We start from the raw sequence: 25,268 nt of genomic DNA on the forward strand, positions 1-25,268 counted from the left end.
GCCAGTCCACACCGGCCGAAGAGCCCGAACACGAGTAGTGCACTACCCGAAAACCCGGGGGTTCACCCCGACGGACCCCGCACATGGAACGACCCCCGCACCGCCCGGGAATTCGGGCCGAGCGACCGGACCAGGTCGGGTGCGGGGGTCGGGTGACCACCTGGTATTCGCCGATGCGAGGGATCGATCGAGGGATATCAGATGGATCTCCGCGTCAGCGGATGGTCACCTCACTTGTCCGTTTGCCAATCAACTTCGGACCACCTCCTTCCATGTGTACCGACGAAACTACGCCGCAACCTCAAGCCCGGCAACAGGTTTTCGTTCCGGGGGGTTTCACAGGGGAGATGTCACGTCAGTGCGCAACCGGGCTGAGGTCGACCACCCGAACCGACTCGGCACGCCCGGGATGCAGCGCCGTCGCCGGCAGCTGATGCGTCACCACCACCACGGTGCGATCCGGGGCGAACATGCCCGACGACGGGTCGAGAATCCGTGCCAGCAGGCGCTCGGCGTCGGCGGCGTCGAGATGCTCGATCGGCTCGTCGAGTAGCACGATCGGCGCACGGTGCAGCAACGCCCGGGCAAGCAGCAGTCGCCGGCGCTGGCCACCGCTGAGCGATTCGGCGCCGCCGGTCAGTTCGGTGCCGAGCCCGTCGGGCAGTTCGGCCACCCAGTCGGCCAATCCCACCTCGGCGAGCGCCGCGTGCATCTCCTCGACGGTCACATCCCCGCGGGCGACGCGGAGGTTCTCCTCGAGCGACGTGGAGAAGATGTGCGCCTCCTCGGCGAAATAACATGTCGCCGAACGGATTGTCAGCTGCTGCCCGGCTTCGTCGGCGGCCGTTACCAACCCACCGCGGGCATCGAGCAGACCGGCCATCGTCAACAGCAGCGTCGATTTGCCGATACCACTGGGTCCGACGACGGCCATCCGTGCACCCGGCGTCAGCGTTGCGGTCACACCCGCCTCGGGGCCGAGCACGGCCGCATCCGACCACCCCCAGCGCAGAGCGTCGAGGCGCAGCGTCGCGGGCGCGGCGTGCACGGCGACGTCGTCGATCGCCGCATCCCCGACCGCCGAGTCCTCGCCGATCCGGCGTGCCCCGTCGACGAGTGCCATCACCCGTGCGGCGCTCTGCCGACTGCGCTCGAGTTGGATTCCCGCCTCGGTCAGCGGCGCCGTGGACTCGAAGGACGACAGCGGCAACAGGATCAACACGCCGAGCACCATCGGCGTCAGCAGGCCGGTGGTACTCGACACGCCGGCCAGCGAGCCGGAAACCCCCGAGGCGAGGCCGATCCCGATGAGGCAGGCCGCGATCAGCGACGCCCCCAACGAGAGTGGGGTCGCCGCGGCGGCCAGGGCTTCGATGCGTTCGCCCCGGTCGGCAGCCCGGATCGCCTCGGCGTCGGCCTGCCGGGCGGTCGCCAGCACGCTGCGCCGCCGCCGGGAGACGACCAGCTCGGGCGCATGCCACAGGGCGGTGGTGGTCGCCTCGGCGACCGCGGTGTTCGCGCGGGCGGCGTCACCGAGCGCACGATCGGAGCCGCGGGCCGCCAGCCAGGGCGCGATCACCCCGGAGACGATCAGGGCGATCGCGAGGACCAGTGCCGCCCAGCCGGACACCAACGCCATGATCGCCACCGCGGCCGCCGAGGTCGTCAACCCGACGCCGATCGGAATGAACGCCCGGATGAGCGCATTGCCGATCTCGTCGACGTCATCTCCGGTGCGGGTCAACAGATCTCCGCGGCGCAGGGTCACCGAGTAGGCCGGCGATCCCGACGCCAACGCCACGTACAGCCGTTCGCGTGCGGTCGCCATCGCGCCGAGTGCGAGGTCATGGGTGGCCAGCCGCTCCAGGTACCGGAACAGTCCCCGCGAGATGCCCAGCGCGCGAACGGCGGTGATCGCGACCGACAGGTACAGCACCGGCGGCATCTGCCAGGCTCGGGTGATCAGCCACGCAGAGAGCGCAGCGAGCCCCAGCGCCGAGAGGGCACCGGCCACGCCGAGCATCAGCGACCACAGCACCGGCCGGGTGCGCAGACCGAGGAATCCCAACGCGCGGAGCAACGGATCGCGATGCCGCCCAGTGCTTGTTGAGACACCAGAGGTCTCAGCGAGATCAGCGGACACCGAGCACCTCCGGGAGTTCGACGACGTGGTCGGCGTTGGCGCGGGCCACATCGCGATGCGCGACGACGAGCACGGTGTCACCGGCGCGCGCCCGCGCGGCCAGCGCGGCGAGCACCGACTCCTCGCTCGCGGCGTCGAGGTGTGCGGTGGGCTCGTCGAGCAGCAGCAGCGGCGACGGTGAGGCCAGCACCCGGGTCAGCGCGAGTCGCTGCCGCTGTCCCGCGGACAGCCCGACGCCCCCGGTACCGAGCACGGTGTCGGCGCCGTCCGGCAACGAGGCCAGAACCTCGTCGAAACCCGTTGCGGCGCAGGCTCGGTGGAGCTGCGCCGGATCGAGTGCGCCGAAGAGGGCGAGGTTGTCGGCGACTGTGCCGGGCACCACAACCGGCTGCTGGGGCAGCCACGCGACCTGCTCGTGATAGGCGTCGGGTTCGAGTTCGGCCACCGGGATCGACCCGACGAGCACCGACCCCTCGTCGGGGGCGAGCAGTCCGAGGATGGCGGCGAACATCGTCGACTTGCCCGACCCGTTGGGTCCGGTGAACACCGTCAGCTCACCGGGATTCGCGGTCGCCGTGAGCTCGTAGGGCGCCCAGCCGTCCCGGCCGTGCACACCGACGTCGAGCAACCGGATCGGTTCTCCGGCAACGGTGCACGAGCGCGTCCGGCCGACACCCGCACCCGCGGAACCGGAGTCGATGAGATCGAGCACCTCGCCGGCAGCGGTCACCCCGTCGACCGAGTTGTGGAACTGCGCACCGACCTGCCGCAACGGCAGGTAGGCCTCGGGCGCCAGGATGAGTGCGAGAACACCTGCGTACAAGGTCATCTCGCCCGACACCAGACGCAAGCCGATACCGACGGCGACCAACGCCACACTGATGGTCGCGAGGAACTCCAGGACCCCGCCGGAGAGAAACGCCACCCGCAACGACGACATCGAACTGCGCCGGTGCGCCTGTCCGAGGTCGGCAACCTGCCGGGCAGGCGCGCGAGCGCGATTGAGTGCGCGCAGCGTCGGCAAACCGGTGACCAGGTCGAGCAGTTGAGCGCTGAGCCGGCTCATCGTCGCGAGCTTGCGCTCGGTGCGATCACGTGTCATCAGTCCGATGAGGATCATGAACAGCGGGATCAGCGGCAGCGTGATCACGATGATCACCGCCGACGGCCAGTCGGCGACGGCGATGACGGCCAGCACCGTCGGCGTGACCAGAACCGTCACGATCAGCGCCGGCACATATCCCGACAGATACGGGCCCAGCGCGCCCAGTCCCCGTAGCAACACCGTCGTCGCGTGTTCGCGGCGCTGCACCAGCTCTCGCGGCGGCGTGCGGTCCGGGTCGGTCAACACATCCAGGGCGCGGGCGCGCAGCTCGGCGATCGCGGTCGCCGAGGCCCGATGCGCGTACCGATCGTGGCCGAACGAGGTGAGCACGCGGACGACGACCGCCGCCGCCAGCACCCACAGGTGCACCGACTGCGCGGTCAGGGAACGGCGTGCCGGCTCGGTCACCAACTCCGCGAGGATCGACGCAGTCATCACCGCGGTGACGATCACCGCGACCGTGGTGATCGCCGCCAGCAAGGCGGTCACCAGCACATAGCGCCGGGTGGCGGGCGAATACCGGAGCAGGCGGGGATCGAGCGGCGGGCGGGCCCGCCGTGCGCGTCGAGAACCCCCGTCCGCGTCCGCTATTGCCATGCCTTCAACGACAGACCGGTGGGTGCCGGGATCTGGCCGACGCTGATGCGCTTGCGGAACACCCAGTAGGTCCACCCCTGATAGGCGATGACGATGGGCGTCATGATCAGCGCGGCGATCGTCATCACGGTCAGCGTGTAATGACTCGACGCGGTGTTGGCGACGGTCAGGTTGTAGGCCGAATCAGTGGTCGACGGAAGCACATTCGGGAACAGCACCGAGAACAGCGTCGCCACGGTCCCGGCGATGGCGATCGAGGTCGCCAGGAAGGCGATGCCCTCGCGCTGCACCTGGGTCGCCGCCACCATCACCAGCGCGGCGACAGCGGCGATGAGCACCGGGATCCACGTCCAGCCGTTGCCGTAGGCGAACTGCGTCCACAGCAGGAACGCCGCGGCCACGACCAACGTCGGAATGGCCAGCAGCTTGGCGTATCTCATCGCGTCCTGCTGCAGCACGCCGCTGGTCTTGAGTCCGAGGAAGACCGCACCGTGGGTCAGGAACACGAGCAGCGTGGTGACACCGCCGAGTAGCGCATAGGGATTGAGCAGGTTGAAGAATCCGCCGGTGTACTGGTGCGCGGCGTCGATCGGCAGACCGCGGACGACGTTGGCGAAGGCCACGCCCCACAGCAGTGCGGGAATCCACGATCCCAGGCCGATGCCGACATCGCACCACATCCGCCAGCGCGGGTCGTTGATCTTGCCGCGCCACTCGATGGCCACAACCCGGGTGATCAGTCCGATCAGGATCAGGAACAGCGGCAGGTAGAACGCGGTGAACATCGTTGCGTACCAACCACCGAAGGCCGCGAACAGCGCGCCACCGGCGGTCAGCAGCCACACCTCGTTGCCGTCCCACACCGGGCCGATGGTGTTGAGCAGTGCTCGCCTGCGCTTGTCCGGGTCGGCGGCGTCGTCGTCGGCCGCGACCTTCTCGTCGCCACCGGTGTGACTCGCACCGAGGAACGGCATCAGCATGCCGACACCGAAGTCGAAGCCCTCGAGGACGAAGTAGCCGATGAACAGGACCGCGACGACGATGAACCAGAAGTTTTCGAGTGACATCTGTCCCGCTCCTCAGTACGCGAACGAAAGCTGTTTGGGCTCATCGGAATCGGAGTCGTCGGACTCCACCTCCGGAGCGATGTGGTCATATGCCGCGGGACCCTCGATGGCGTAACGCCGTTGCAGGAGGAACCACACCACACCCAGCCCGCCGTAGAGCAGCGTGAAGCCGATCATGGTGACCCACAGGATCGGTGGCGTGTGGTTGGAGACGCCGTCCTGCACGAGCATGTGTATGCGCAACGGGTCGAGGTTGTTCTCCCAGTTCGGGGCGACGACCCATGGCTGGCGGCCCATCTCGGTGAAGATCCAGCCGGATGCGTTGGCCAGGAACGGGGTCGGGATCATCCAGAGGGCCAACAGGCCCAGGCGTCTGGATTCGACCACCTTCTTTCGTCGGGTGAACCACAGTCCACCGAAGGCCACCACGACCGATCCGAGCGCCCAGGTGATCATCGCGCGGAAACCCCAGTAGGTGACGAACAGATTGGGGGCGAAGTTCTGACCCGGCATGTTCAGCGCTTCCTGATATTGCGCCTGCAACTGATTCACGCCCTGCAATGTTTCACCGAAGCGATGCGTGGCCAGGAAGGACAGCATGCCCGGGATCTCGACGACGTGGTCGATGTCGGCGCAATTGTTCTGTCGCCCGATCGAGAGCACCGAGAACCCGGCATTCTCCTGGGTATTGCACAACGATTCCGCCGATGCCATCTTCATCGGTTGTTGTTTGAACATGATCTGCGCCTGGAAGTCACCGGTGATGAACAACAGCACGCCGGCGACGATCGCCACCCAGCACGCGAACCGGGTCACCGGACGCCACAGGCGATGGGCGTCGCGCTCGAGATCCTCTGGGGTGGCATCGATCTGGCTCGGCGAGGTGGTCTTGGGCATCCCACTCGTGTCGCCGGTGTCGATGGCCACGCGCAACTTCTTGGCGCGCCACATGTTTCGCGACATCCACCAGATACCGATGCCGCCGACGAAGGTGGCCGCGGTCAGCCACGCACCGGCGATCACGTGCGGGAACGCCGCGAGGGTCGTGTTGTTGGTGATGACCGCCCAGAAGTTGTTCATGGCCGGGCGGTTACGCGTGTCATCCCAGGCAACGCCCACCGGGTGCTGCATCCACGAGTTCGCGGCGATGATGAAGTACGCCGACGCGGTCACGCCGATCGCGACCAGCCAGATGGTGGCCAGATGCACCCGACGCGGTAGACGCGACCAGCCGAAGATCCAGAGGCCGAGAAATGTCGACTCGAGGAAGAAGGCAATCAATCCCTCGAGGGCCAGCGGCGCGCCGAACACATCGGCGACGTACCGGCTGTATTCGCTCCAGTTCATTCCGAATTGGAACTCCTGAACGATACCGGTGGCCACACCGAGGGCGAAATTGATCAGGAACAGCTTCCCGAAGAATTTCGTGGCTCGTAACCACTGCTCGTTTCCGGTCTTGTGCCAGACCGTCTGCATGATCGCCACCATCGGCGCGAGACCGATGGTCAACGGGACGAACAAGAAGTGATAAACGGTCGTGATACCGAATTGCCATCGTGACAAATCCAGAGCGTTCAACGTCGCCTCGAATCGCATGGTCGCGTCTCGGGCTGCGAGACGCGGGACGAAAGTTGGCTACTACACCACGTAGTAACCATACCGGTGACGCTACGCCTGGCCACTCACGCGAACAAGCGCCAAAAGTCCCGTCACCTGGGTTCATTTGTGGGCTGGATCTCGCTGGTGTCCGCGGGGAGAGCCCGCAGACACCGACCATTATCGGTCAGCAGAAATCGCGCGGTCGACCAAATCGATAAAATCCTGGCAAACTTCCGTCACAGGAAGGGGGTGACCGTTGAGCGCGGTCACCCGCGCGGCGAGGGTGACGCTGCTGATCAGCCACACCGAATCGGCCTCGAGCAGATCGGCCGGACGCAGCACGCGGGTCTCGGTCTGCCAGCCTTCTTCGGCCGCCAACGCGAACGTCGCCACCTGCGTGGTGCCGGGCAGGATGCCGATTTCGGCCGGCGGCGTGACGAGTGTCTTCCCCATCACAGCGACCACCGTCGAGCGCGGACCCTCCAGAATCGCACCCTCGCTGCTGAGGTAGATCACATCGTCGTAGCCGTTGTCGGCGGCATGACGCAGCGCAGCCATGTTGGTCGCGTAGCTGAGCGTCTTGGCACCGAGCAACTGCCACGGGGCGGCGTCGGCGACATCGATCGAATAGCCGCGGTCCAGGGTGATCACCGAGACCCCGTTCGCCCGGACCGCGACGACCCGCTCGGCGACCGGACCGACCGTGAGATACGCCGTCGGCGCCCCGGACTCGGCACCCGCGCCTGCCGGATGAGCTTCCCGCCCACGCGAATAGACAAGGCGTAGAAGACCTTCGGCGAACTCACCGTTGCGGTCGACCCACGTGCGCGTCGCCACCTCGATCGCCGAACGCCACTTCTCGGCATCCGGCTCGGGCAGATCGAGCATCTCCGCGGAGCGGGCCAGACGCTGCAGATGAAGGGTGACGCACCGCGCCCATCCGTCGCGGATCAGCAGCGTCTCGAAGATCCCGTCGCCCCGCACCGCGGCCAGATCGTCGGCATGCAGGAACGGGACCTCGGGATCGAGGACGGTTCCATCGAGGGACACCAGGATGGACTGCGACACTGCGGGCTGGGACTTGTCGGGCTGGGACATGCCGCCACCCTATCGACCCGCCGCGTAGACTCGAGCCGTGAGCCGCTCACCCATCCTGACCAGGTATTCCAGCCAGGGCGCGGTCGCCGCTCCCGAGACTCCCACCACTCCGCAGGGCACTGGAGTCGCCTGGCATTACGGCGATCCCCTCGGTGAGCAGCGGGCGGCGGTCCGCGGCGCGGCCATCGTCGACCGCACCGACCGTGCGGTCCTCGAACTCCCCGGCCCCGAACGCCTCACCTGGCTGAACACGATCTGCTCGCAGCAGGTGAGCGACCTCGGTGACCGGTCGAGTGCCGAGGCGCTGTCCCTCGACGCCAACGGCCGAGTCGAGGACCATTTCGTGCTCACCGACGTCGACGAGGTCATCTGGATCGACACCGAGGCCGCACGCGGCGAGGCCCTGCTGACGTTCCTCACCAGGATGGTCTTCTGGGCCAAGGTGCAACCCGCGGCGCGTGCCGACGTCAAGGTCCTCACCCTCATCGGCCCCGACGCGGTGCGCGGACCGATCGCCGATCTCCTCGAGATCGACCCCGACGCCGCGCCCTACCAGGCCGGCGACCTGCCCGAATCCCATCACGAGGACGAGCCGCTCGGCTTCTGGCGGATGATGCCGCCCCTGTCGGAGGGACCGCACGCCGACACCTCGCTGCCGATGGTCGACCTCGTCGTACCGGAGTTCCTGCTGCTGCGCTGGTGGGAGCAGCTCACCGAGGCCGGCGCACGGATGGCCGGCAGCTGGGCCTTCGACGCCCTGCGTGTCGCCGCCCGGCGTCCCCGCCTCGGCGTCGACACCGACGAACGCACCATCCCCCACGAGGCGGGATGGATCGGCGGTCCGGAGCGTTTCGGCGCCGTCCACCTCGACAAGGGCTGTTACCGCGGTCAGGAGACCGTCGCTCGCGTGCACAATCTCGGTAAGCCGCCGCGGCAACTCGTGCTGCTGCATCTCGACGGCAGTTCCGATCACCGTCCGCCGCCCGGAACCCCGATCACCGCGGGAGGGCGCACCGTCGGCCGCCTCGGCACCGCCGTCGACCACTTCGACCTCGGCCCCATCGCCCTCGGACTGCTCAAGCGCGGCATCGGCCCCGACGTCGAGTTGCTCGTGAATGGCGACGCCGACGAACCCCCGATGGCCGCCCGCGTCGATCCCGACTCCGTGGACGCCGACGACCGGGTCCAGGCGGGTCGGGCGGCCGTCGAACGCCTCCGCGGACGGGCATGACGGTGACCCCGCCCGAGCCGGCACACCAGGGTCAGCCGGACGGTCGCGTCCTGGCGGTCTGCGCGGTCCACGCCGACGTCGACCTCGGCCGGGCGGGCATCAGCGCCATCGACAAGCGCCCCCACGACGGGCGGGTGCAGGTCGGCGAGCTCGGCCTGTTGAACGACCACGTCCGTGACACGAAACACCATGGGGGCCACGACCAGGCCGTCTACGCCTACGACGACCGCGAGGCGCGCCGCTGGGCCGACGAGCTCGGTCGCGACCTGCCCTACGGCTGGTTCGGGGAGAACCTGCGCGTCGTCGGCCTGTCCGTCACCGATGCGCTCGTCGGCGAACGCTGGTGGGTCGGGCCACCGGAGGATCCCTCGACCGGCGTCCTGCTGGAGACCACCATCCCCCGGACCCCGTGCCGGACCTTCGCCGCGTGGGCGGGCGAGCCCCGGTGGGTCAAACGGTTCATGCAGCAGGGTGACGTCGGCACCTACCTGCGGGTTCTCACGCCCGGAAGCATCGGGGCCGGCGACGAGATCCGCGTCGTCGCCCGCCCGGACCACGGAGTCACCGTCCGCGATCTGCTGACCGGCACCGACGCCGAACCCCTACAGACCCTGCTGGCCGCCGACGACCTACCCGCGAAGGTTCGTCGCGAGGCGAGCCGACATCTCGCCCGCGTCGCGAAGGTCTGACGGCCACCGGCCCGAGCACACCCGGGAAGGCCCCGGGCAACACCCCATCGCAGCTGGTCGGCGTGCCATTGCCGGGGCAATCCGCGTAATCGCGAAACGCGCGCTAAACTGGTGCCCACGAGATACTCAACTACCGAGAGAACGGGGCCGCCACCAGTTTGGCCGCCCCGTCATTGTGCGAGGGGGTCCCATATGGGCCGCGGCCGGGCTAAAGCAAAGCAGACGAAGGTTGCTCGTCAGCTGAAGTACTCCACTCCCCACACCGACTTCGACAGCTTGCAGCGCGAGTTGTCGGGTTCGGCGGATTCGGCAGACCGCCCGGATCCGGTGGACGAGTGGCTTGAAGAGGACGAGTGGCGTCGCGCCTGAGCGCGACCGCCCTCATTTCGCTCACCCCTTGACGCCGACCGCCCCGGCGTCGTCGTCACGGTAGCGCCACCACAGGCGATCACCGGTTCGTTCATCGAACGCAAGTCTCGAGTGCGTTCGGCGAACGGACCGGTGATCGTTGGTTTCTCAGCGTCTCCCCGGGCGGTTACTTGTAGTAACGCTTGTCAGAAGCGTGGGTGATCGCCGACGAGGTTCACGCGCCCCGATCCACCCTTGGCCTCGGGATTGCGCTTGATGGTGCCGAGCACCCAGTTGTCGACGTGGCGCGCGGTCAGGACGGCCTGGGCACGATCGGTGTCCTCGGGCGCCACCACGGCCACCATGCCGACACCCATGTTGAAGGTGCGTTCCATCTCGGACTGCTCGACACGACCGCGTTGGGCGATCATGGCGAAAATCGGTGCGGGAGTCCAGGTATTGCGTTCGAGTTCGGCCACAAGCCCCGATGGGATGACTCGGGCCAGGTTCTCGGCGAGCCCCCCACCGGTGATGTGGGCGAACGTCCGAACGTCGGCCTCGGCCGCCAGCGCGAGGCAATCGCGTGCGTAGATGCGTGTCGGTTCGAGGAGTTCCTCACCGAGGGTGCGACCGAATTCCTCGACATCGCCTCCGAGATCCATGTGGCCCCAGTCGAGAAGGACCTTGCGCGCCAGCGAATATCCGTTGGAGTGCAGGCCCGAGGAACCCAGTGCGATCACCGAGTCGCCGGCGCGGACCCGATCCGGCGAGAGCACCTGGTCGGCCTCGACGACGCCCACCGCGGTCGCCGAGAGGTCGTAGTGGTCGTCACGCATGAGACCGGGATGTTCGGCGGTCTCGCCACCGAGCAGTGCGCAGCCGGCGATCACGCAGCCGTCGGCGATGCCGGCGACGATCTCGGCGACCGTCTCCGGGACCACCTTGCCGATGGCGATGTAGTCCTGCAGGAACAGCGGTTCGGCGCCGCACACCACGAGGTCGTCGACGCACATGGCCACCAAGTCCTGGCCGACGGTGTCGTGTTTGCCGATCGCTTGTGCGACGGCGAGTTTGGTGCCGACGCCGTCGCTCGCCGCGGCGAGTACCGGCTCGCGGTAGTTGCCCTTGAGGGCGAAGAGTCCGGAGAATCCGCCGAGTCCGCCGAGGACCTCCGGGCGTGTGGCGCGTTTGGCATGCGGACCGATCAGCTCGACAGCGCGATCACCGGCGTCGATGTCGACCCCGGCCCCCGCGTACGACAGGCCGCCAGAAGGAAGATCCGCGGAAGGTGAAGTGGACTTCTCGTCAGCCGCATCCTGTTCGCTCACGGGAGACACGCTACCCGAGTGCTTCAGGGCCGCATCACGGCGCTGACGTTGTCATTGGGAGCGGTCAATGGGTCGATCCGGGCGTCGTCGGCGGCGTTGGCGAGCATCTGCTCGAGCACCGCCTTGCCCAGCGACGACTCCTTGGGCAGCTCGATCGGATAGTTGCCGTCGAAGCATGCCGCACACAGCGCCGACGGCTCCTGATGCGTCGCCGCGATCATCTCCTCGGTACTGATGTAGCCGAGCGAATCGGCGCCGATCGCCTGCCGGACGCCCTCGACCATGTGCTCCTCGGACTCCATGCCGTTGGCGATCAGTTCCGCGGGCGAGGCGAAATCGATGCCGTAGAAACAGGGCCAGCGCACCGGGCTCGACGCGATACGGACATGCACCTCGGCCGCGCCCGCCTCCCGCAGCATCCGGATCAGTGCGCGTTGGGTGTTGCCGCGCACAATCGAATCATCAACGACGACAAGACGTTTGCCGCGGATGACCTCTTTGAGCGGGTTCAGCTTGAGACGGATACCGAGCTGACGAATTGTTTGCGACGGCTGGATGAAGGTACGGCCGACGTAGGCGTTCTTCATCAGCCCCTGCCCGTAGGGAATCCCCGACTCCTGGGCGAACCCGACGGCCGCAGGCGTACCCGACTCGGGTACCGGGATCACCAGGTCGCCGACCGCCGGGAACTCGCGGGCCAGCCGCCGCCCGATGTCGACACGCGTGGAATGCACCGAACGGCCGTGGATGACGCTGTCCGGGCGGGCGAGATAGACGTACTCGAAGACGCAGCCGCGTGGCGTCGGCTCGGCGAAACGGGAACTGCGCACGCCGTCGGCGTCGATGGCGAGCAGCTCACCGGGTTCGATGTCACGCACGAACGACGCACCGACGATGTCGAGGGCCGCGGTCTCCGAGGCGACGACCCACCCCCGGTCGAGACGGCCCAGGCACAGCGGGCGGACACCGTGCGGGTCGCGCGCCGCGTACAAGGTGTGCTCATCCATGAAGGTCAGGCAGAACGCACCGCGCAGGGTGGGGAGCAACTCCATGGCCGCCTGCTCGATGCTGCTGTCGGCGGCACCATGGGCCAGCAGCGCGCCGACGACGTCGGAATCCGAGGTCGCCGCGGTGCTCTTGATGCCGACCTCACGCGCGCGCGCCGCGAGCTCCGCGGTGTTGACCAGATTGCCGTTGTGGCCCAGCGCAACCCCCGTCCCGGCGTCGGTGGTGCGGAAGATCGGCTGGGAGTTCTCCCAGGTGGTCGATCCGGTCGTCGAGTAGCGGCAATGGCCGATCGCGACGTGGCCGACCATCGATGCCAGCGTCTGCTCGTCGAACACCTGGCTGACGAGTCCGAGATCTTTGAAGACCAGCACCTGCGAGCCGTCGCCGACCGCGATCCCGGCGGCCTCCTGACCACGGTGCTGCAGGGCGTAGAGGCCGTAGTACGAGAGCTTCGCGACGTCCTCACCCGGAGCCCAGACACCAAAAACGCCGCACTCCTCGCGCGGCTCGTTCTCGGGTTCGTCGATCGGTCGGCTCGAGGGACATGCCCGCGACGTGGGGGCCAGGAGGTTCCGGCCGGCTATCGACTCTTCGGTCATCGACGATCTCCCTGGGGCTGGGCTCTGGTCTGCACATCCGGACGCGGACACCACGGCCGGATGAGATGTCGGGTCACGATGGTGATCCGATCACGGGCGAGACCGGCCGTGCGGAAGCCAACGCGGCAATGGGCTGGAGACCCTCCGGAGTCTACCGATCGGTACTGCCCCGATGCCAACCGTGCAGCGACGACGCGCCCGACGATATTCCTCCGGGGTGAGCAGGGTCATAGGTCGGGGCGGGGCACCGGCACCAGGGGCAGCCACTGCGCGACCTCGCCCGCGCGGGATCCCGACGCCGTGACCGCACCGGACTCGACGGCATCGGCGAATCGCGCATCCCCCACGACCAGGCTCAACCAGGTGCGCGGGTCGGTCTCCACGACGTTCGGCGGAGTCCCCCGCGTGTGCCGCGGACCCTCGATGCATTGGACGGCCACGTACGGTGGCACTCGGACCTCGACGGAGTTCCCCGGTGCGATGTCCTCCAGCGTGCGCGCGGTCAGCCGGACCGCGGCCGCGAGCGTGGGCCGTGCAGGCGCGGGCAGTTGCTCATCGCGCAACCACTCGACGACAGCGAGAACCGCTGCGCGGGTGTCGGTGGGATCGATGGGTTTTCGGGCGGGCACGCCGCCCATGATGCCTCGCCGTCGATTCACGCCGCCTCGCGGCGGGATCGTTCGGGCACGCGGCCGGGCAGTCAGGACCCATTCCGGTAACGCTCCGGACGAACCCGACGACATCATCAGTACCATTTGTCACACTAACAACGTCAGTAACACGAGCACCACGATCTGGAGTCACCGAATGCCATTGCCGTACGGCCGCAGCCCCTACCGACGCCTCGGCATCCGAACCGTGCTGACTGCGGCGGCCACCGCCGTCGCCCTTCTCGGCGGACTCGCTCAGGCCGGCGGGGCGCAGGCGGCCGACGGATATCCCTACGTGAACCTCGGTGACAGCTACAGCGCAGGCGCATCGGTGTTCCCCCAGGCCACGAGTGCGGCCACCTTCTGCTCGAACTCGAGCGTCAACTACTCCCACCTCGTCGCCAAGCGACGTGGGATGAATGTCGCCGACGTCAGCTGCGCCGGCGCGACGACCGCCGACCTGACCCAGTCGCAGTACCGGTGGCAGGGACCGCAGATCAACGCGTTGGGACCGGCGACCCACTTGATCACCCTGACGATCGGCGCGAACAACAACGGGCTGTTCAGCGACTCGACGTCGGCCTGCCAGCAGGCCTGGCTGTCCGCGCCGTTGTCGGCCGCCCCGTGCCGCGATGCATTCGGCACCTCGTTGGTCGACAAGATCAACACCTCGACCTACCCCGACCTGGTGAATGCGTTGCGCCACATCGACCGCGCCGCCCCGAACGCCCGTGTCGTGCTCGTCGGATATCCGCAGATCTTCCCGGCCGTGGGATCCCCGGTCTGCTCGGCTGCGCTGCTCACCACGCCCGCCGACACCGAATACCTGCACCAGGCCTTCGCCGCCCTCAACGACGCCTTGCGCCGTGCCGCGGCGACGACGCATGCGACCTTCGTCGACATGACGAAGGCGTCCGCAGGCCACGACGCCTGCGCGGGTGATCGGCGCTGGGTCGAGCCGACGCTGGGTGCGGTCAACTTCCCGTCCATGCACGCCAACGCGCGCGGCCAGCAGGCGATGGCCGATCAGGTCGTGGCCGCCCTGCGTTGAGTGCCCTGCGCTGATCGCGCCCGCAACCCGGACGGACCGGGCAGGATTGAGCAATGGGCACCGACGTCAGCACCCAGCAGTTCTCCGGCGCCGACCGGGTGCGTTTTCGCAAGCAGGTCAGCCGGGGCACCGAGGCGATCGCCCGGATGCTCGCCGACGGCTTGTTCACCGACCACGGCGCTCCGCCCGAGCCGTTGCTCGGCATGGAGGTCGAGCTCAATCTCGTCGACGACGAGATGAACCCGGCCATGGCCAACGCCGAGGTACTCGACGCCATCGCCGACCCCGACTATCAGACCGAACTCGGCCAGTTCAACATCGAGATCAACGTCTCGCCGCGGCCTTTCGTCGACAACGACACGATGTCTCTCGAACAACGGCTGCGCACCTCGCTCAATCGCGCCGAGCAACAGGCCACCCGCGTCGGTACGCACCTCGTCATGATCGGCACGCTGCCCACCCTGCGGACCGAGCACTTCGCACATCAATGGATCTCGGCGAATCCGCGTTACGACCTGCTGAACCAACAGATCTTTGCCGCCCGCGGTGAGGACATCGAGATCGACATCGCCGGGGTCCCGCTCGGCGAGCATCACGTCAGCGAAAGACTGCACACCTCAACCGATTCCATCCTGCCCGAGGCCGCGTGTACGTCCCTGCAACTCCATCTTCGGGTGGCACCGGAGGATTTCGCCGCGCATTGGAATGCCGCGCAGGCGATCGCCGGGGTGCAGGTCGCGCTGGCCGGCAACGCCCCGTTCCTGGCAGGGACCGCGCTGTGGCACGAGAGTCGCATCCCCGTCTTCGAGCAGGCGACCGACACCCGGCCGCTGGAACTGAAGAACCAGGGCGTGCGACCGCGAGTGTGGTTCGGGGAGCGATGGATCAACACGATCTTCGACCTGTTCGAGGAGAACACCCGCTATTTTCCTGCGCTGCTACCGGTGTCGACGGACGTCGATCCGCTCGCCGAACTCGACGCGGGGCGCATCCCTGCGCTCGAGGAACTGCGTCTGCACAACGGCACCGTGTACCGCTGGAACCGGCCGGTCTACGACGTCGTCGACGGGCAGGCCCATTTGCGGGTCGAGAACCGTGTGCTGCCCGCCGGGCCGACCGTCGTCGACACCATGGCCAACGCCGCGTTCTACTACGGGGTGGTCCGCGGTCTCGTGGAGGCCGACCGGCCGCTGTGGTCGCAGATGTCGTTCAATGCCGCTGCCGAGAATCTGCATGCCGGCGCCCGCGGAGGCCTTGAGTCGCAACTGTATTGGCCCGACGTGGGCTGGGTGCGCCCCGACGAGCTCACCCTCCGTCGACTACTCCCCCTCGCCGACGACGGCCTCCGCGCATTCGGAGTCTCGTCCAAAGCGCGTGCCCGCTACCTGTCGGTCATCGAAGGCCGCTGCGTCACAAGACAAACCGGCTCGGTATGGCAGCGTCGGGCAGTCGCCGCACGCGAGCAGGCCGGCGAGGACCGCACCACCGCCCTCCGCGGAATGCTGGCCGACTACGTCACCCACATGCACGAGGGCGAGCCGGTGCACTCCTGGACCCTATGAGCGTCGGCTGACCGGGTCTCGAGGCCGTTCTTTTCGGTGGTCGAGCAGCCCGTCGGATCTTTCGTCCCGGTGGTCGATCAGCCCGTCGGATCTTTCGTCCCGGTGGTCGAGGTTGGTCGAGGTGCCGAGGAGCGTTAGTGGCGTTCCCTTTCTCCCGATGGTCGAGGTGCCGAGGAGCGTTAGTGGCGTTCCCTTTCTTCCGGTGGTCGAGGTGCCGAGGAGCGTTAGCGACGAGCCTCGAGACCTGTTGCGCCGCTGCTGGTTCCAACCCCGGACCGAATACGTGACGGTCTAGAACCCGCGGTCACCGAGCAGTTGGGCGAGTTGGGTTTCGATCGGCGAGTCCGGGCTGGGGTCGGGGGTGAGGATTTCGACGAGGTCGTAGTAGCCGTGCCCGATGGGGATTCGGCTGCGGCGGATTCGGTCGGTGGGCAGCATCGAGTCCCGGTCGTCGCTTGTGGCGAGATCGGTATCGGCACCACTTGGTGGTGGGTCGGGTGGTGGATGCAACTCCGCCCGGACGCGGGCCAACGCCGCAGCGTAGGTGGTGCCGACGTCGGGGAGCGCGTTGGTGCGTTTCGGGTTCGGTTCGGCTGCCCCGACGGGGGTGTTTTTGCGCCACCAGCAGCGTCCAGCCCACGGCCCGTCCCGATAAATCCCGGTCGTGAATTGTCCGGGTTTGTCGCCGACCATGCGGTTGTGTTTGCCGCAGGCGGGGGCGAGGTCACCGATGTTGGTGAGCCCACCTTTCGCGTGGTCTTTGGTGGCGTGATGGATTTCGACGTGCGCGGCGGGTTGAGGGCATCCGGGAAACGAGCAGTATTCGCCGCCGTCTTTGGCGAACAACGCGATCCGCTGTCCTTGACTCGCCAGGCGTGCCCGCCCCAAATACAGGGGAAGATTCGTGTGGTCGTCGAACACCGCCAGCCACGGCTGGCACTGAGCGGCGAGTGCGATGACATCGGTGATCGGGAGCAGGGTGCCGGTCGCCGTGACTCCCATTCCGGTCTGCGCAATCAGGTCGGACAGGGTGGCTTTGATGATCAGGTGTGGTGGTAGGCCGCGATGGGATTGGGGGCCGAGGCCGGCATCCAGTCCGGCGCGTAGGACTGCTTCCAGGGCGTCGTGGTTGCGTTGGACTTGGTCGCGGTGATCGCGGGCTGCGGCGGCCGTCAACGCGTCGGGGTCGGCGTCTTCGCGACTGCCGGTGGGGGAGTCGGGGTCGGCGGGGTTGTTCATTCCTGGGGCTGCCCACGCGGCGAGTACTGCTTCGAGGTGTGCGGTGAGGGTGGGGGTCATCTGCCCGGACAGGCCGCTCATTTTTTGGGCGTCTTGGCGGCCGATGCGGATCTGGCGGTGGCGTTGCCGGTCGGTGTCGTCGGTCAGGTGGCCGTCAGGGTCGAGGTGCGCCAACACCCGTGCCCCCAAGATCCGGAGGTCGGAGGGGGTGTGGGTGCGGGCGTAGCGGGCCATCGTGGCGTCGGCCGACATTTTCTCGTCGAACGGCACTGCCGCGGGGATGCGGTCCAGCACGTCGATCACCACCGCCGCGTGCGAGGAGCCGGCCGCCCCGGACGCCATCGCTTCGGCGAGTGCTGGATATTTGGGGGCGGCGACCTCACCGGTGAAGGTGTGGAAGGTGGCGGTCGCTTTCAGTTGTTTCCACCGCCGCCACGGTTCCGACACACGCAGTAAGCCGATCATGGCGTCGGTGATCGACCCGAATCCGTATTCGCGGGCCAAATGCCGGTCGGAGAATTCCACGATCTGCCGATCGCCTTGGACGGTGACGCGGGTGATCAACTGTTCGGTGGATTGAGCGACGGTGACCAGGTCGTCGTTGGACAGGCCGGTCAAATCATCGGTGGCCAGCGAATCAACCACACGGTGGGCGAGGCGATTTTCTGGGTGGTCGACAACCCCGACACGTCGGGTAACGCGGTGTCGACCATGATTGTCACCCCCCGGCGCTAGCGAACATGTGTTTGTGTGTTGTTGTGTTCGAGTGTATGCCGGGTTTGTCGGGTTGGCAAGAGGTTCTCGAAAGTTCTTTCGCACAAGTTCCGGTGCGGTCAGCCATGCATTCCGGGCACGCCGATCAGCCAGACGGATTCGGCTCGCCAGCACACGAAAGCCAAGAGAGCCAGGACGAGCGCCCGGGCGACGGCGGCTCCACGCCGACCGAGGGTCGTCGTTGCTGGTATGCCGAATGCCGCGAGACCCACCGCCGAGGCCGCGTAGCCGAGGAACACCCCGGGTCGCGCAGGGGCATCGACGCCGATCATCCACGCCACCAGACCGCCTGCGGTCCAGGCGATCACAGCGACCGCGACGATCACGGTGACTCGCGTCGGCCAGGCCGGCGACGGCACGGAGGTCAGTCCCAGGAGCGACCACAGCGCCGCCCCTACGCACGCGACGCAGAGCAGTAATGCCACAGATGGATTCATTCGACGTCGGCCGCGGCTGCGACGCCCGTCGAGTCGGTCGAGGTGTCGGGCGTAGCGGCCGCACGGTCACGGGCGCGACGACGTCTGCGCCGCGCGTTGCGGTTTCGGATCTGCCAGGTACTCAGCCCGGTGATCATCAGTAGCAGCGGCGTCATCCCGAAGATGAACCACAGGGCCCGCCACCAGCCGTTGACCGACACCCCGTAGTGCAGGGTCGGCTGTGCCCAGTCGTCGGCAATAGTGTTGGAGACCGTCGCCGGCGCCCCGGAGAACTCCTTGATCACCGACGGGTCATGGCCGTCGATTCCGAGCTCTCGGTTGCCGTGGTAGGTCGCGCTCCCCGACCACAGATCCGGCCCTCCGACAAGCAGATCCACCGAGTAGTACTCCGAGCCCTCCGACGGCATCCCCACCCAGGTGGCATGCGATCCGGGGTAGTGCGCCTGAGCGGCGGCAATTGCCTGGTCGAGGGAGATGAGAGGTCCGGTCGACTCCGAGGTCGGCATCGTGTACGCGTCATCGGCCGGCGCGACACCTCCGGTGGCGGCGTACCACACCTTGCCGACGCCCGGGATCTCGAAGTTCATCCCGGTCAGCCCCCAGATGAGCAGCGGGATCGCGGCCACGATGCCGATCACGTTGTGCAGGTCGGTGTCCCGCGCGAATCGCCCCTTGCCGATGCGCACCCGAAAACCGTTGCGCCAGCGTCGCAGCCCTGGGTACCAGATGACGATGCCGGAGATGGCCAGAAAGACCAGCAACAGTCCACTGATCCCGAGAAGAAGTGCACCCCAGGTCATATCGGCGGTGAACCAACCCCAACCGGCGACCACCGACGGCTTGGCCAACCACGAGATGTACCCCGGATAGCCCTCACAGGTCAGGCCACAGTCATGCAGGTTGACCAGGAAACCCAGAAATCCGCCGTCAATATCGCTGTGGCCGTTGACCTTTCCGGTCCCGGCATCGACGGCCCAGGTGCCCGCGGCCGTATCGGCGGAACTGATGAAGTACACACCGTCCTTGAGTGACAGATACTGGGCATCGAAATCCGGGTCGGCAGCGTGGACGGCCGACACCGCGTCGGCAAAACTCGCCTGGCGCCCGGTGTTGGTGGTGGTGAACAGCGAGGAGTTGGTGGCGCGCACCAGTTCTGGCTCATACACCAGTATCGCGCCGCTGGTGCAGACGACCACCAGAAGCAGACCGAGAACGATCGAACTCCACCGGTGCGTCACGATCAGAGCACGTCGCACCGGCTTCTTCGACGTTCGCCGACGGGTTGCCGATGCCCTGGCGCGTGCGACCGGTGGGTTGGCGACCTGCTCCGTGACCATGGCGGCCAAGGTTAGCATAACCAAACACTGCTGATTCGATCTGTCCGACTTGTCCAATTAGACCGAAATATGCTGCAGTGCAGGGATTCCTGCAAAAGCACCCGAACCCCGGAGGATGCCTCCTACCTCGAGACCAGCCCGGCACCGGTGATGAGCGGCAGGTCGAGGGCCGTTACCAGACCCGGTCGTGCATCAACCACCGCGGCAACCGAATTCACCAATCGCATTGCCGTCACGATCATCCCCGACACGTTGTGATCGCCGTTCTCACCGTGATGGGCGAACTCCACCGACATCTGCGGCTCACCGGAGATGGTGATGCGGTAGCAGCCGTCACCGTCGACGGGGCTCGGCCACTGCGGACACTGTTCGGGGTGTGTGCGGGTGTAATGCTCGAGCACGATGCGGTCGACTCCGGCGACCTGGCCGACCACCTCGAAATGCAGTGCGGCCATGGTTCCCTCGGGAATCTCCACCGACACGGTCGAGTAGTCACGGTCGGCCGCGACGCGCTCATGTCGTTCGATCAGCGGCTCGTCGAGTGCGAGTCCGAGCCCGGCGGCGAGCTGGCGGACGACACTGCCCCACCCCATCGCGAGCACACCCGGCAACAGGAGCAGCGGAGTCGCGTCCATCGGCTGCCCGAAACCGAAGATGTCACGCATGACCACCGGTTGGTAGTACGTCGAGTAGTCGGCGATCTCGAGGCACCGTACCTCGTCGATCCGTTGCGAGAGACTCGTCATCGACAGCGCCAGAACATCATTCGCAAACCCTGGATCGATACCGTTGACGTGCAGGCTGGCCCCACCCGCCGCGCCTGCGGCCGCGATGCGATCGAGGAGCTTCTGATCGAGGATGCCCAGGGGGAACTGCAGCACGACCGGCCCGCTCGAGACCACGTTGACGCCCGCCTCGACGAAGGAGATGAGATCGTCGATCGCCTCGAAGATGCGGTCGTCGGTCATCGCGGTGTGCACGATGGCATCGGGGGCCAGCGCGAGAAGTGCGGCCCGGTCGTCGGTCGCGAGTACACCGAGGTCCCGGCCGAGACCCGCGAGTTCGCCCGCGTCCTTGCCCACCTTCGCCGGGTCCGAGACCCACACCCCGACCAGTTCGAGGTCGGGATGGGCGTCGATCCCGGCAATCGCATGTCGGCCGACGGTTCCGGTCGACCACTCCACCACTCGTAACGTCATCAGCCAAAACTAGAACACGTTTCACTTAATCGGACACGTTTTGGCCAACTGCCGACGGTAGAGTGCGCCGACGATGAGTACCGCTGAACCGATCGCCGTGACATCCGACGGCCACCGAACCCGACTGAAATGGCATCGCGCACGCAAACGCGCCGACGACCCGCCCTTCACGCGCAGCAGAATCGTCGAGGGGATGACAGTCGGGGCGAGCGTGGAGGTCGACCTCGCCATCCACGGGCCGGGCTCGTCCGCGTCATGCGGCTTCGCGATCCTGCACGACCGCGATCTGGCCGGGGCGACGACCGGCTCCGGCGACGTCGACGCAGCCCCAGCCGACTACCTTCGATCGTTGTCCCTGCGCGACAACGACGGTCATCGGATCGACGAACCGGTGACGCTGCTCGGTGACCTGGGCGGTCTGCTCACCGACATTCACCCGAATGCGCTGCTGCAGTTGGATCTCAAGCAGTCCGCCGACGACCTCGACGAGCCGACCGTGCGGGCGTTCGTCGAGGCGGTGGCACCGTTCGCAGAGCATGCGATTCTCTCGTGCGGCGATGCCGAGGCGGTACGCATCCTCACCGATGCGGTACCGCGACTGCGTGTGGGGTACGACCCCTGCCATTACGGCGCGGTCGACCGGGTGCTGAGGTGGCGCACCTATCGGCGTTTCGTCGACCATGCGGTCGCCGCTTCCCCTCGGGCCGAGGTGATCTACCTCGACCGGCGGCTGGTGCTGACCGTCGCCGATCGGGGCACCGACCTCGTCGCAGCGTTCCACGCCACCGGACGCGAGATCGACATCTACACCTTCGGCCGGGCCGACGACCCCGACATCGACCGCGCTCTCGAGTTGCACGCCGACCAGATCACCACCGACGACCCACAGGGCGTGGCCCGACGGTTCGGTTCGGCGACAGAAGGTTCGGGCGTCAGCCGGCCTTGATCCACTCCGCGGTGGACGGCAGCATCACGAGGATCGCCGTGGCGATCGGGAAGATGAGACCGACGAAGCTGAAAACGCCGCTTCCGAAACCATTGCTGACGCCGTTGTGACTCAACGCCGACTCGACGGCCAGGCCCGCGATCGCCCCGACGATGCCGAACACGATCGACACGCCACACCCCGAGGCGACGAGAATTCGGCCGATCATCTTGTGCCGCAACACCGAGACGCCACCCCAGATCAACAGCACGGCGAGCACCACATCGACGATCATCTGCATCACGAGGACGGCGTTGTACCACCCCGGAATCCGATCCACCTCGGTCGCCAGAGCCGAGATCGCGACCAGCACGCCGATCGAAACGATGAGCCCGACGATCGCCGAGACGCCTCCGAGGAAGCTGAGAACTGTCGCGGTGATAGCGGTGCCACCCGAGGGCTTCGGCGTGTACGGATCGCCGTACGGGTTCTGGGGATAGGGAACATTGGCTCCTGCGGGTTGTCCCCACACCGGTTGCTGGCCATATGCGGGTTGCTGGCCATATGCGGGTTGCCCATAGATCGGCTGCTGCCCATAGGTCGGCTGCTGCCCATAACCGGGCTGGCCATACTCGGCACCAGGCTGACCGTACGCGGGCGATCCGGCCGCAGGCGACTGACCGGCGCCGCCGTACACCGTCTTCTGGTCCCACGGAGACGGTCCCGGCGTCGCCCCCGGGTTGGACTGTTGGCCATACGGCTGCGACTGTTGGCCATACGGCTGCGACTGTTGGCCATACGGCTGCGATCCCGAGCCATCCTGCGGAGTGGTCATCACCCGAGCATACGGTGATACTTCGGCCTGCTCCCGGATATTTCGGCCCGCTCCCGCTCAGCCGAACAACGCCGGCAGTGTTCCCTCGTAGGCGGTGCGCAGTTCCTCGAGGGTGACCTCGAACTGGTCCTGCACACTCACCGAATCGCTGCCCTGATCGACGACGCCGATGCGGGTCCACGGCATGCCGCGGGCGTCGAGCATCGCAACGAATCGCGACTCCTCGGTGCGCGGCACCGCCACCAACACCCGACCGGTCGATTCGGAGAACAGCCAGACGAACGGGTCGGCACCCTCGGGCAGCAACACCCGGCAGCCGGTCTCACCGGCGAGCGCCGACTCGACGACGGTCTGGATCAGCCCACCCTCGGAGAGGTCATGGGCGGCAGAGACCAGGCCGTCGCGCGATGCGGCGGTGAGGATGTCGCCGAGCAGCTTCTCGTGGTCGAGATCGACCTCCGGTGCCACGCCGCCGAGGTGATCGTGGGCGACCTGCGCCCAGATCGAGCCGTCGAACTCGTCACGCGTCTGCCCGAGCAGGATGAGCGTCTCGCCGGGCTCGGTGCCGAATCCGGTGGGGATGCGGCGCCGGACGTCATCGATCACGCCGAGTACACCGACCACCGGTGTCGGCAGGATCGCCGTCGCGCCGGTCTGGTTGTAGAAGCTGACGTTGCCACCGGTCACCGGGATACCGAGCTGCGCGCACCCGTCGGCCAGACCGCGAACCGCCTGCTGGAACTGCCACATCACCGCCGGGTCCTCAGGTGACCCGAAGTTGAGGCAGTTGGTGACGGCCTTCGGTGTGGCACCGGATGCGGCGACGTTGCGATAGGCCTCGGCGAGGGCGAGTTGCGCTCCGCGGTACGGGTCGAGATAGGTGTAGCGGCCCGACGCGTCGGTGGCCAGCGCGATCCCGCGGCCGGTGCGTTCGTCGATGCGGATCATTCCGGAGTCGGCGTTCTCGGCGAGCACCGTGTTGCCGCGCACGTACCGGTCGTACTGCTCGGTGATGAACTTGCGGCTGCACAGCGCCGGCGAGGCCAGCATCGTCAACAACGTCGAGCGCAGTTCGCCGGACGTCGAGGGCCGCGCCAGCGACGCCGTGCTCGAGGCGATGACCTCGTCCTGCCACTCCGGTCGGGCGAGGGGCCGCTCGTAGACCGGCCCCTCGTGGGCCACCGTGCGCGGCGGTACGTCGACGACGGTCTCACCGTTCCAGGTGATCTCCAGATGATCGCCGTCGGTGACCTCCCCGATGACCGTGGCCAGCACGTCCCACTTGCGGCACACCGCCAGGAATGCCTCCACGTTCTCCGGCGTGACCACCGCGCACATGCGTTCCTGGGATTCGCTCGAGAGCACCTCGGCCGGTGTCATACCGACCGCACGCATGGGTACCTTCTCCAGCTCGATCCGCATGCCGCCGTCACCGGCGGCAGCCAATTCCGAGGTGGCACACGACAATCCGGCGCCGCCGAGATCCTGGATACCCACCACCAGTCCCGCGTGGTAGAGCTCGAGGCAGCATTCGATGAGCACCTTCTCGGTGAACGGGTCACCGACCTGGACGCTCGGGAGCTTCTTGCGGTTCGGACCGGCCTCCCCCGAATCGTCGAAGGTCTCCGACGCCAGCACCGACACACCGCCGATGCCGTCGAGCCCGGTCCGCGCTCCGAACAGGATGATCTTGTTGCCCGCGCCGCTGGCGAACGCCAGGTGCAGATCCTCGGTGCGCAGCACACCCGCACACAGCGCGTTGACGAGCGGGTTGCCGGCGTAGCTGGGATCGAAGACGGTCTCGCCGCCGACGTTAGGCAGGCCCAACGAATTGCCGTAGCCACCGACCCCGCGCACCACGCCGTCGACAACGCGCCGGGTGTCGGGGGCGTCGGCAGGACCGAAGCGCAGTTGATCCATCACCGCGATCGGCCGCGCACCCATGGCCATGATGTCGCGCACGATGCCACCGACGCCGGTCGCCGCACCCTGGTACGGCTCGACGTAACTCGGGTGATTGTGCGATTCGACCTTGAAGGTCACCGCCCAGCCGTCGCCGACGTCGACGACGCCGGCGTTCTCACCGATCCCGGCGAGCATCCCCGCCCGCATCTCGTCGGTGGTGGTCTCCCCGAAGTACCGCAGATGCACCTTCGAGGACTTGTACGAGCAGTGCTCGGACCACATCACCGAGTACATCGCCAGCTCGGCATCGGTGGGTCGGCGTCCGAGGATCTCGCGGATGCGGTCGTACTCGTCGTCCTTGAGACCGAGTTCACGGTAGGGCTGGGGATGATCGGGGGACTGGGCGGCTGCGGAGACGGTGTCCACATGAGTCTGATCGCTCACCCGGCCATGATAGACGTGGCCACCGGAGCCTCGTGAGTCCACACAATCCACAGCGCACGTGGGTATCGGTGCACATCATCTCCCCGTGACGCGCGCCA

Annotated in this window: 19 protein-coding genes and 1 pseudogene; 6 read left to right on the top strand and 14 right to left on the bottom strand. The window is 67.2% G+C overall.

The window, feature by feature from the left end:
• Positions 1–355 precede the first annotated feature (355 nt).
• From cydC to AC5ZH6_RS21780, 5 genes are all read right to left on the bottom strand, one after another.
• On the bottom strand, positions 356–2,080 hold the full coding sequence (gene cydC / locus AC5ZH6_RS21760; protein WP_288336268.1) for a thiol reductant ABC exporter subunit CydC: 1,725 nt from the start codon (positions 2,078–2,080) through the stop codon (positions 356–358).
• 52 nt (positions 2,081–2,132) lie between these two features.
• Positions 2,133–3,845, bottom strand: coding sequence for a thiol reductant ABC exporter subunit CydD (cydD, locus tag AC5ZH6_RS21765; RefSeq protein ID WP_006368132.1), 1,713 nt, complete (start codon positions 3,843–3,845; stop codon positions 2,133–2,135).
• A complete protein-coding gene (gene cydB / locus AC5ZH6_RS21770; RefSeq protein WP_288336247.1) occupies positions 3,836–4,912 on the bottom strand; it encodes a cytochrome d ubiquinol oxidase subunit II in 1,077 nt (358 codons plus the stop codon). Before cydB ends, cydD begins: the two co-directional genes overlap by 10 nt.
• Before the next feature lie 12 nt (positions 4,913–4,924).
• Positions 4,925–6,490 (bottom strand): cytochrome ubiquinol oxidase subunit I, encoded by a 1,566-nt coding sequence (locus tag AC5ZH6_RS21775; RefSeq protein ID WP_026919887.1) that lies wholly within the window; start codon positions 6,488–6,490, stop codon positions 4,925–4,927.
• A gap of 198 nt (positions 6,491–6,688) precedes the next feature.
• The gene (locus AC5ZH6_RS21780) at positions 6,689–7,579 is read right to left on the bottom strand and encodes an aminodeoxychorismate lyase (RefSeq protein WP_026919886.1); all 891 of its coding nucleotides are present in this window, start codon (positions 7,577–7,579) and stop codon (positions 6,689–6,691) included.
• 67 nt (positions 7,580–7,646) lie between these two features.
• Here AC5ZH6_RS21780 and ygfZ point away from each other — a divergent pair, with 67 nt between their 5' ends.
• The 3 genes from ygfZ to AC5ZH6_RS21795 all read left to right on the top strand — a co-directional run bounded on the left by ygfZ (position 7,647) and on the right by AC5ZH6_RS21795 (position 9,898).
• Positions 7,647–8,840, top strand: a complete 1,194-nt coding sequence (ygfZ, locus tag AC5ZH6_RS21785) for a CAF17-like 4Fe-4S cluster assembly/insertion protein YgfZ (protein WP_288336244.1) — start codon at positions 7,647–7,649, stop codon at positions 8,838–8,840.
• Positions 8,837–9,529, top strand: coding sequence for an MOSC domain-containing protein (locus tag AC5ZH6_RS21790; RefSeq protein ID WP_288336242.1), 693 nt, complete (start codon positions 8,837–8,839; stop codon positions 9,527–9,529). The genes ygfZ and AC5ZH6_RS21790 overlap by 4 nt, the downstream gene beginning before the upstream one ends.
• Positions 9,530–9,721: 192 nt before the next feature.
• Positions 9,722–9,898 (top strand): DUF3073 domain-containing protein, encoded by a 177-nt coding sequence (locus tag AC5ZH6_RS21795; protein ID WP_006368126.1) that lies wholly within the window; start codon positions 9,722–9,724, stop codon positions 9,896–9,898.
• A gap of 185 nt (positions 9,899–10,083) precedes the next feature.
• Here AC5ZH6_RS21795 and purM read toward each other — a convergent pair whose 3' ends face one another.
• The 3 genes from purM to AC5ZH6_RS21810 form a co-directional block, all read right to left on the bottom strand.
• The gene (gene purM, locus AC5ZH6_RS21800; protein ID WP_496167814.1) at positions 10,084–11,205 is read right to left on the bottom strand and encodes a phosphoribosylformylglycinamidine cyclo-ligase; all 1,122 of its coding nucleotides are present in this window, start codon (positions 11,203–11,205) and stop codon (positions 10,084–10,086) included.
• 23 nt (positions 11,206–11,228) lie between these two features.
• Positions 11,229–12,812, bottom strand: a complete 1,584-nt coding sequence (gene purF, locus AC5ZH6_RS21805) for an amidophosphoribosyltransferase (protein ID WP_006368124.1) — start codon at positions 12,810–12,812, stop codon at positions 11,229–11,231.
• A 227-nt stretch (positions 12,813–13,039) separates the two neighbouring features.
• Positions 13,040–13,450, bottom strand: coding sequence for a sterol carrier family protein (locus tag AC5ZH6_RS21810; protein ID WP_006368123.1), 411 nt, complete (start codon positions 13,448–13,450; stop codon positions 13,040–13,042).
• A 169-nt stretch (positions 13,451–13,619) separates the two neighbouring features.
• Here AC5ZH6_RS21810 and AC5ZH6_RS21815 point away from each other — a divergent pair, with 169 nt between their 5' ends.
• Together AC5ZH6_RS21815 and AC5ZH6_RS21820 are read left to right on the top strand one after the other, a co-directional pair.
• The gene (locus tag AC5ZH6_RS21815; protein ID WP_288336236.1) at positions 13,620–14,513 is read left to right on the top strand and encodes an SGNH/GDSL hydrolase family protein; all 894 of its coding nucleotides are present in this window, start codon (positions 13,620–13,622) and stop codon (positions 14,511–14,513) included.
• Positions 14,514–14,566: 53 nt separating this feature from the next.
• The gene (locus tag AC5ZH6_RS21820) at positions 14,567–16,075 is read left to right on the top strand and encodes a glutamate-cysteine ligase family protein (protein WP_014361355.1); all 1,509 of its coding nucleotides are present in this window, start codon (positions 14,567–14,569) and stop codon (positions 16,073–16,075) included.
• Positions 16,076–16,366: 291 nt separating this feature from the next.
• Here the strand turns inward: AC5ZH6_RS21820 and AC5ZH6_RS21825 are convergent.
• The 4 genes and pseudogenes from AC5ZH6_RS21825 to AC5ZH6_RS21840 all read right to left on the bottom strand — a co-directional run bounded on the left by AC5ZH6_RS21825 (position 16,367) and on the right by AC5ZH6_RS21840 (position 21,061).
• Positions 16,367–18,027, bottom strand: a pseudogene (locus AC5ZH6_RS21825) (HNH endonuclease signature motif containing protein).
• 120 nt (positions 18,028–18,147) lie between these two features.
• A complete protein-coding gene (locus tag AC5ZH6_RS21830; protein WP_014361357.1) occupies positions 18,148–18,525 on the bottom strand; it encodes a hypothetical protein in 378 nt (125 codons plus the stop codon).
• Positions 18,522–19,862: a PepSY-associated TM helix domain-containing protein gene (locus AC5ZH6_RS21835; protein ID WP_238534759.1), complete on the bottom strand. Its 1,341-nt coding sequence runs from the start codon at positions 19,860–19,862 to the stop codon at positions 18,522–18,524. The genes AC5ZH6_RS21830 and AC5ZH6_RS21835 overlap by 4 nt, the downstream gene beginning before the upstream one ends.
• 122 nt (positions 19,863–19,984) lie before the next feature.
• On the bottom strand, positions 19,985–21,061 hold the full coding sequence (locus AC5ZH6_RS21840; protein WP_014361359.1) for an NAD(P)H-dependent amine dehydrogenase family protein: 1,077 nt from the start codon (positions 21,059–21,061) through the stop codon (positions 19,985–19,987).
• Between the two features lie 73 nt (positions 21,062–21,134).
• Between AC5ZH6_RS21840 and AC5ZH6_RS21845 the strand changes: the two genes are divergently transcribed.
• Positions 21,135–22,007 carry a glycerophosphodiester phosphodiesterase gene (locus AC5ZH6_RS21845; protein ID WP_014361360.1) on the top strand — a complete coding sequence of 291 codons (873 nt, stop codon included), beginning with the start codon at positions 21,135–21,137 and terminating at the stop codon, positions 22,005–22,007.
• Here the strand turns inward: AC5ZH6_RS21845 and AC5ZH6_RS21850 are convergent.
• The gene (locus tag AC5ZH6_RS21850) at positions 21,994–22,821 is read right to left on the bottom strand and encodes a phage holin family protein (RefSeq protein WP_238534760.1); all 828 of its coding nucleotides are present in this window, start codon (positions 22,819–22,821) and stop codon (positions 21,994–21,996) included. The two genes, AC5ZH6_RS21845 and AC5ZH6_RS21850, sit on opposite strands and share 14 nt — an antisense overlap.
• Before the next feature lie 57 nt (positions 22,822–22,878).
• A complete protein-coding gene (purL, locus tag AC5ZH6_RS21855; RefSeq protein WP_014361362.1) occupies positions 22,879–25,170 on the bottom strand; it encodes a phosphoribosylformylglycinamidine synthase subunit PurL in 2,292 nt (763 codons plus the stop codon).
• Positions 25,171–25,268: the final 98 nt, after the last annotated feature.

It is taken from the genome of Gordonia sp. YC-XJ4 (assembly GCF_059511865.1).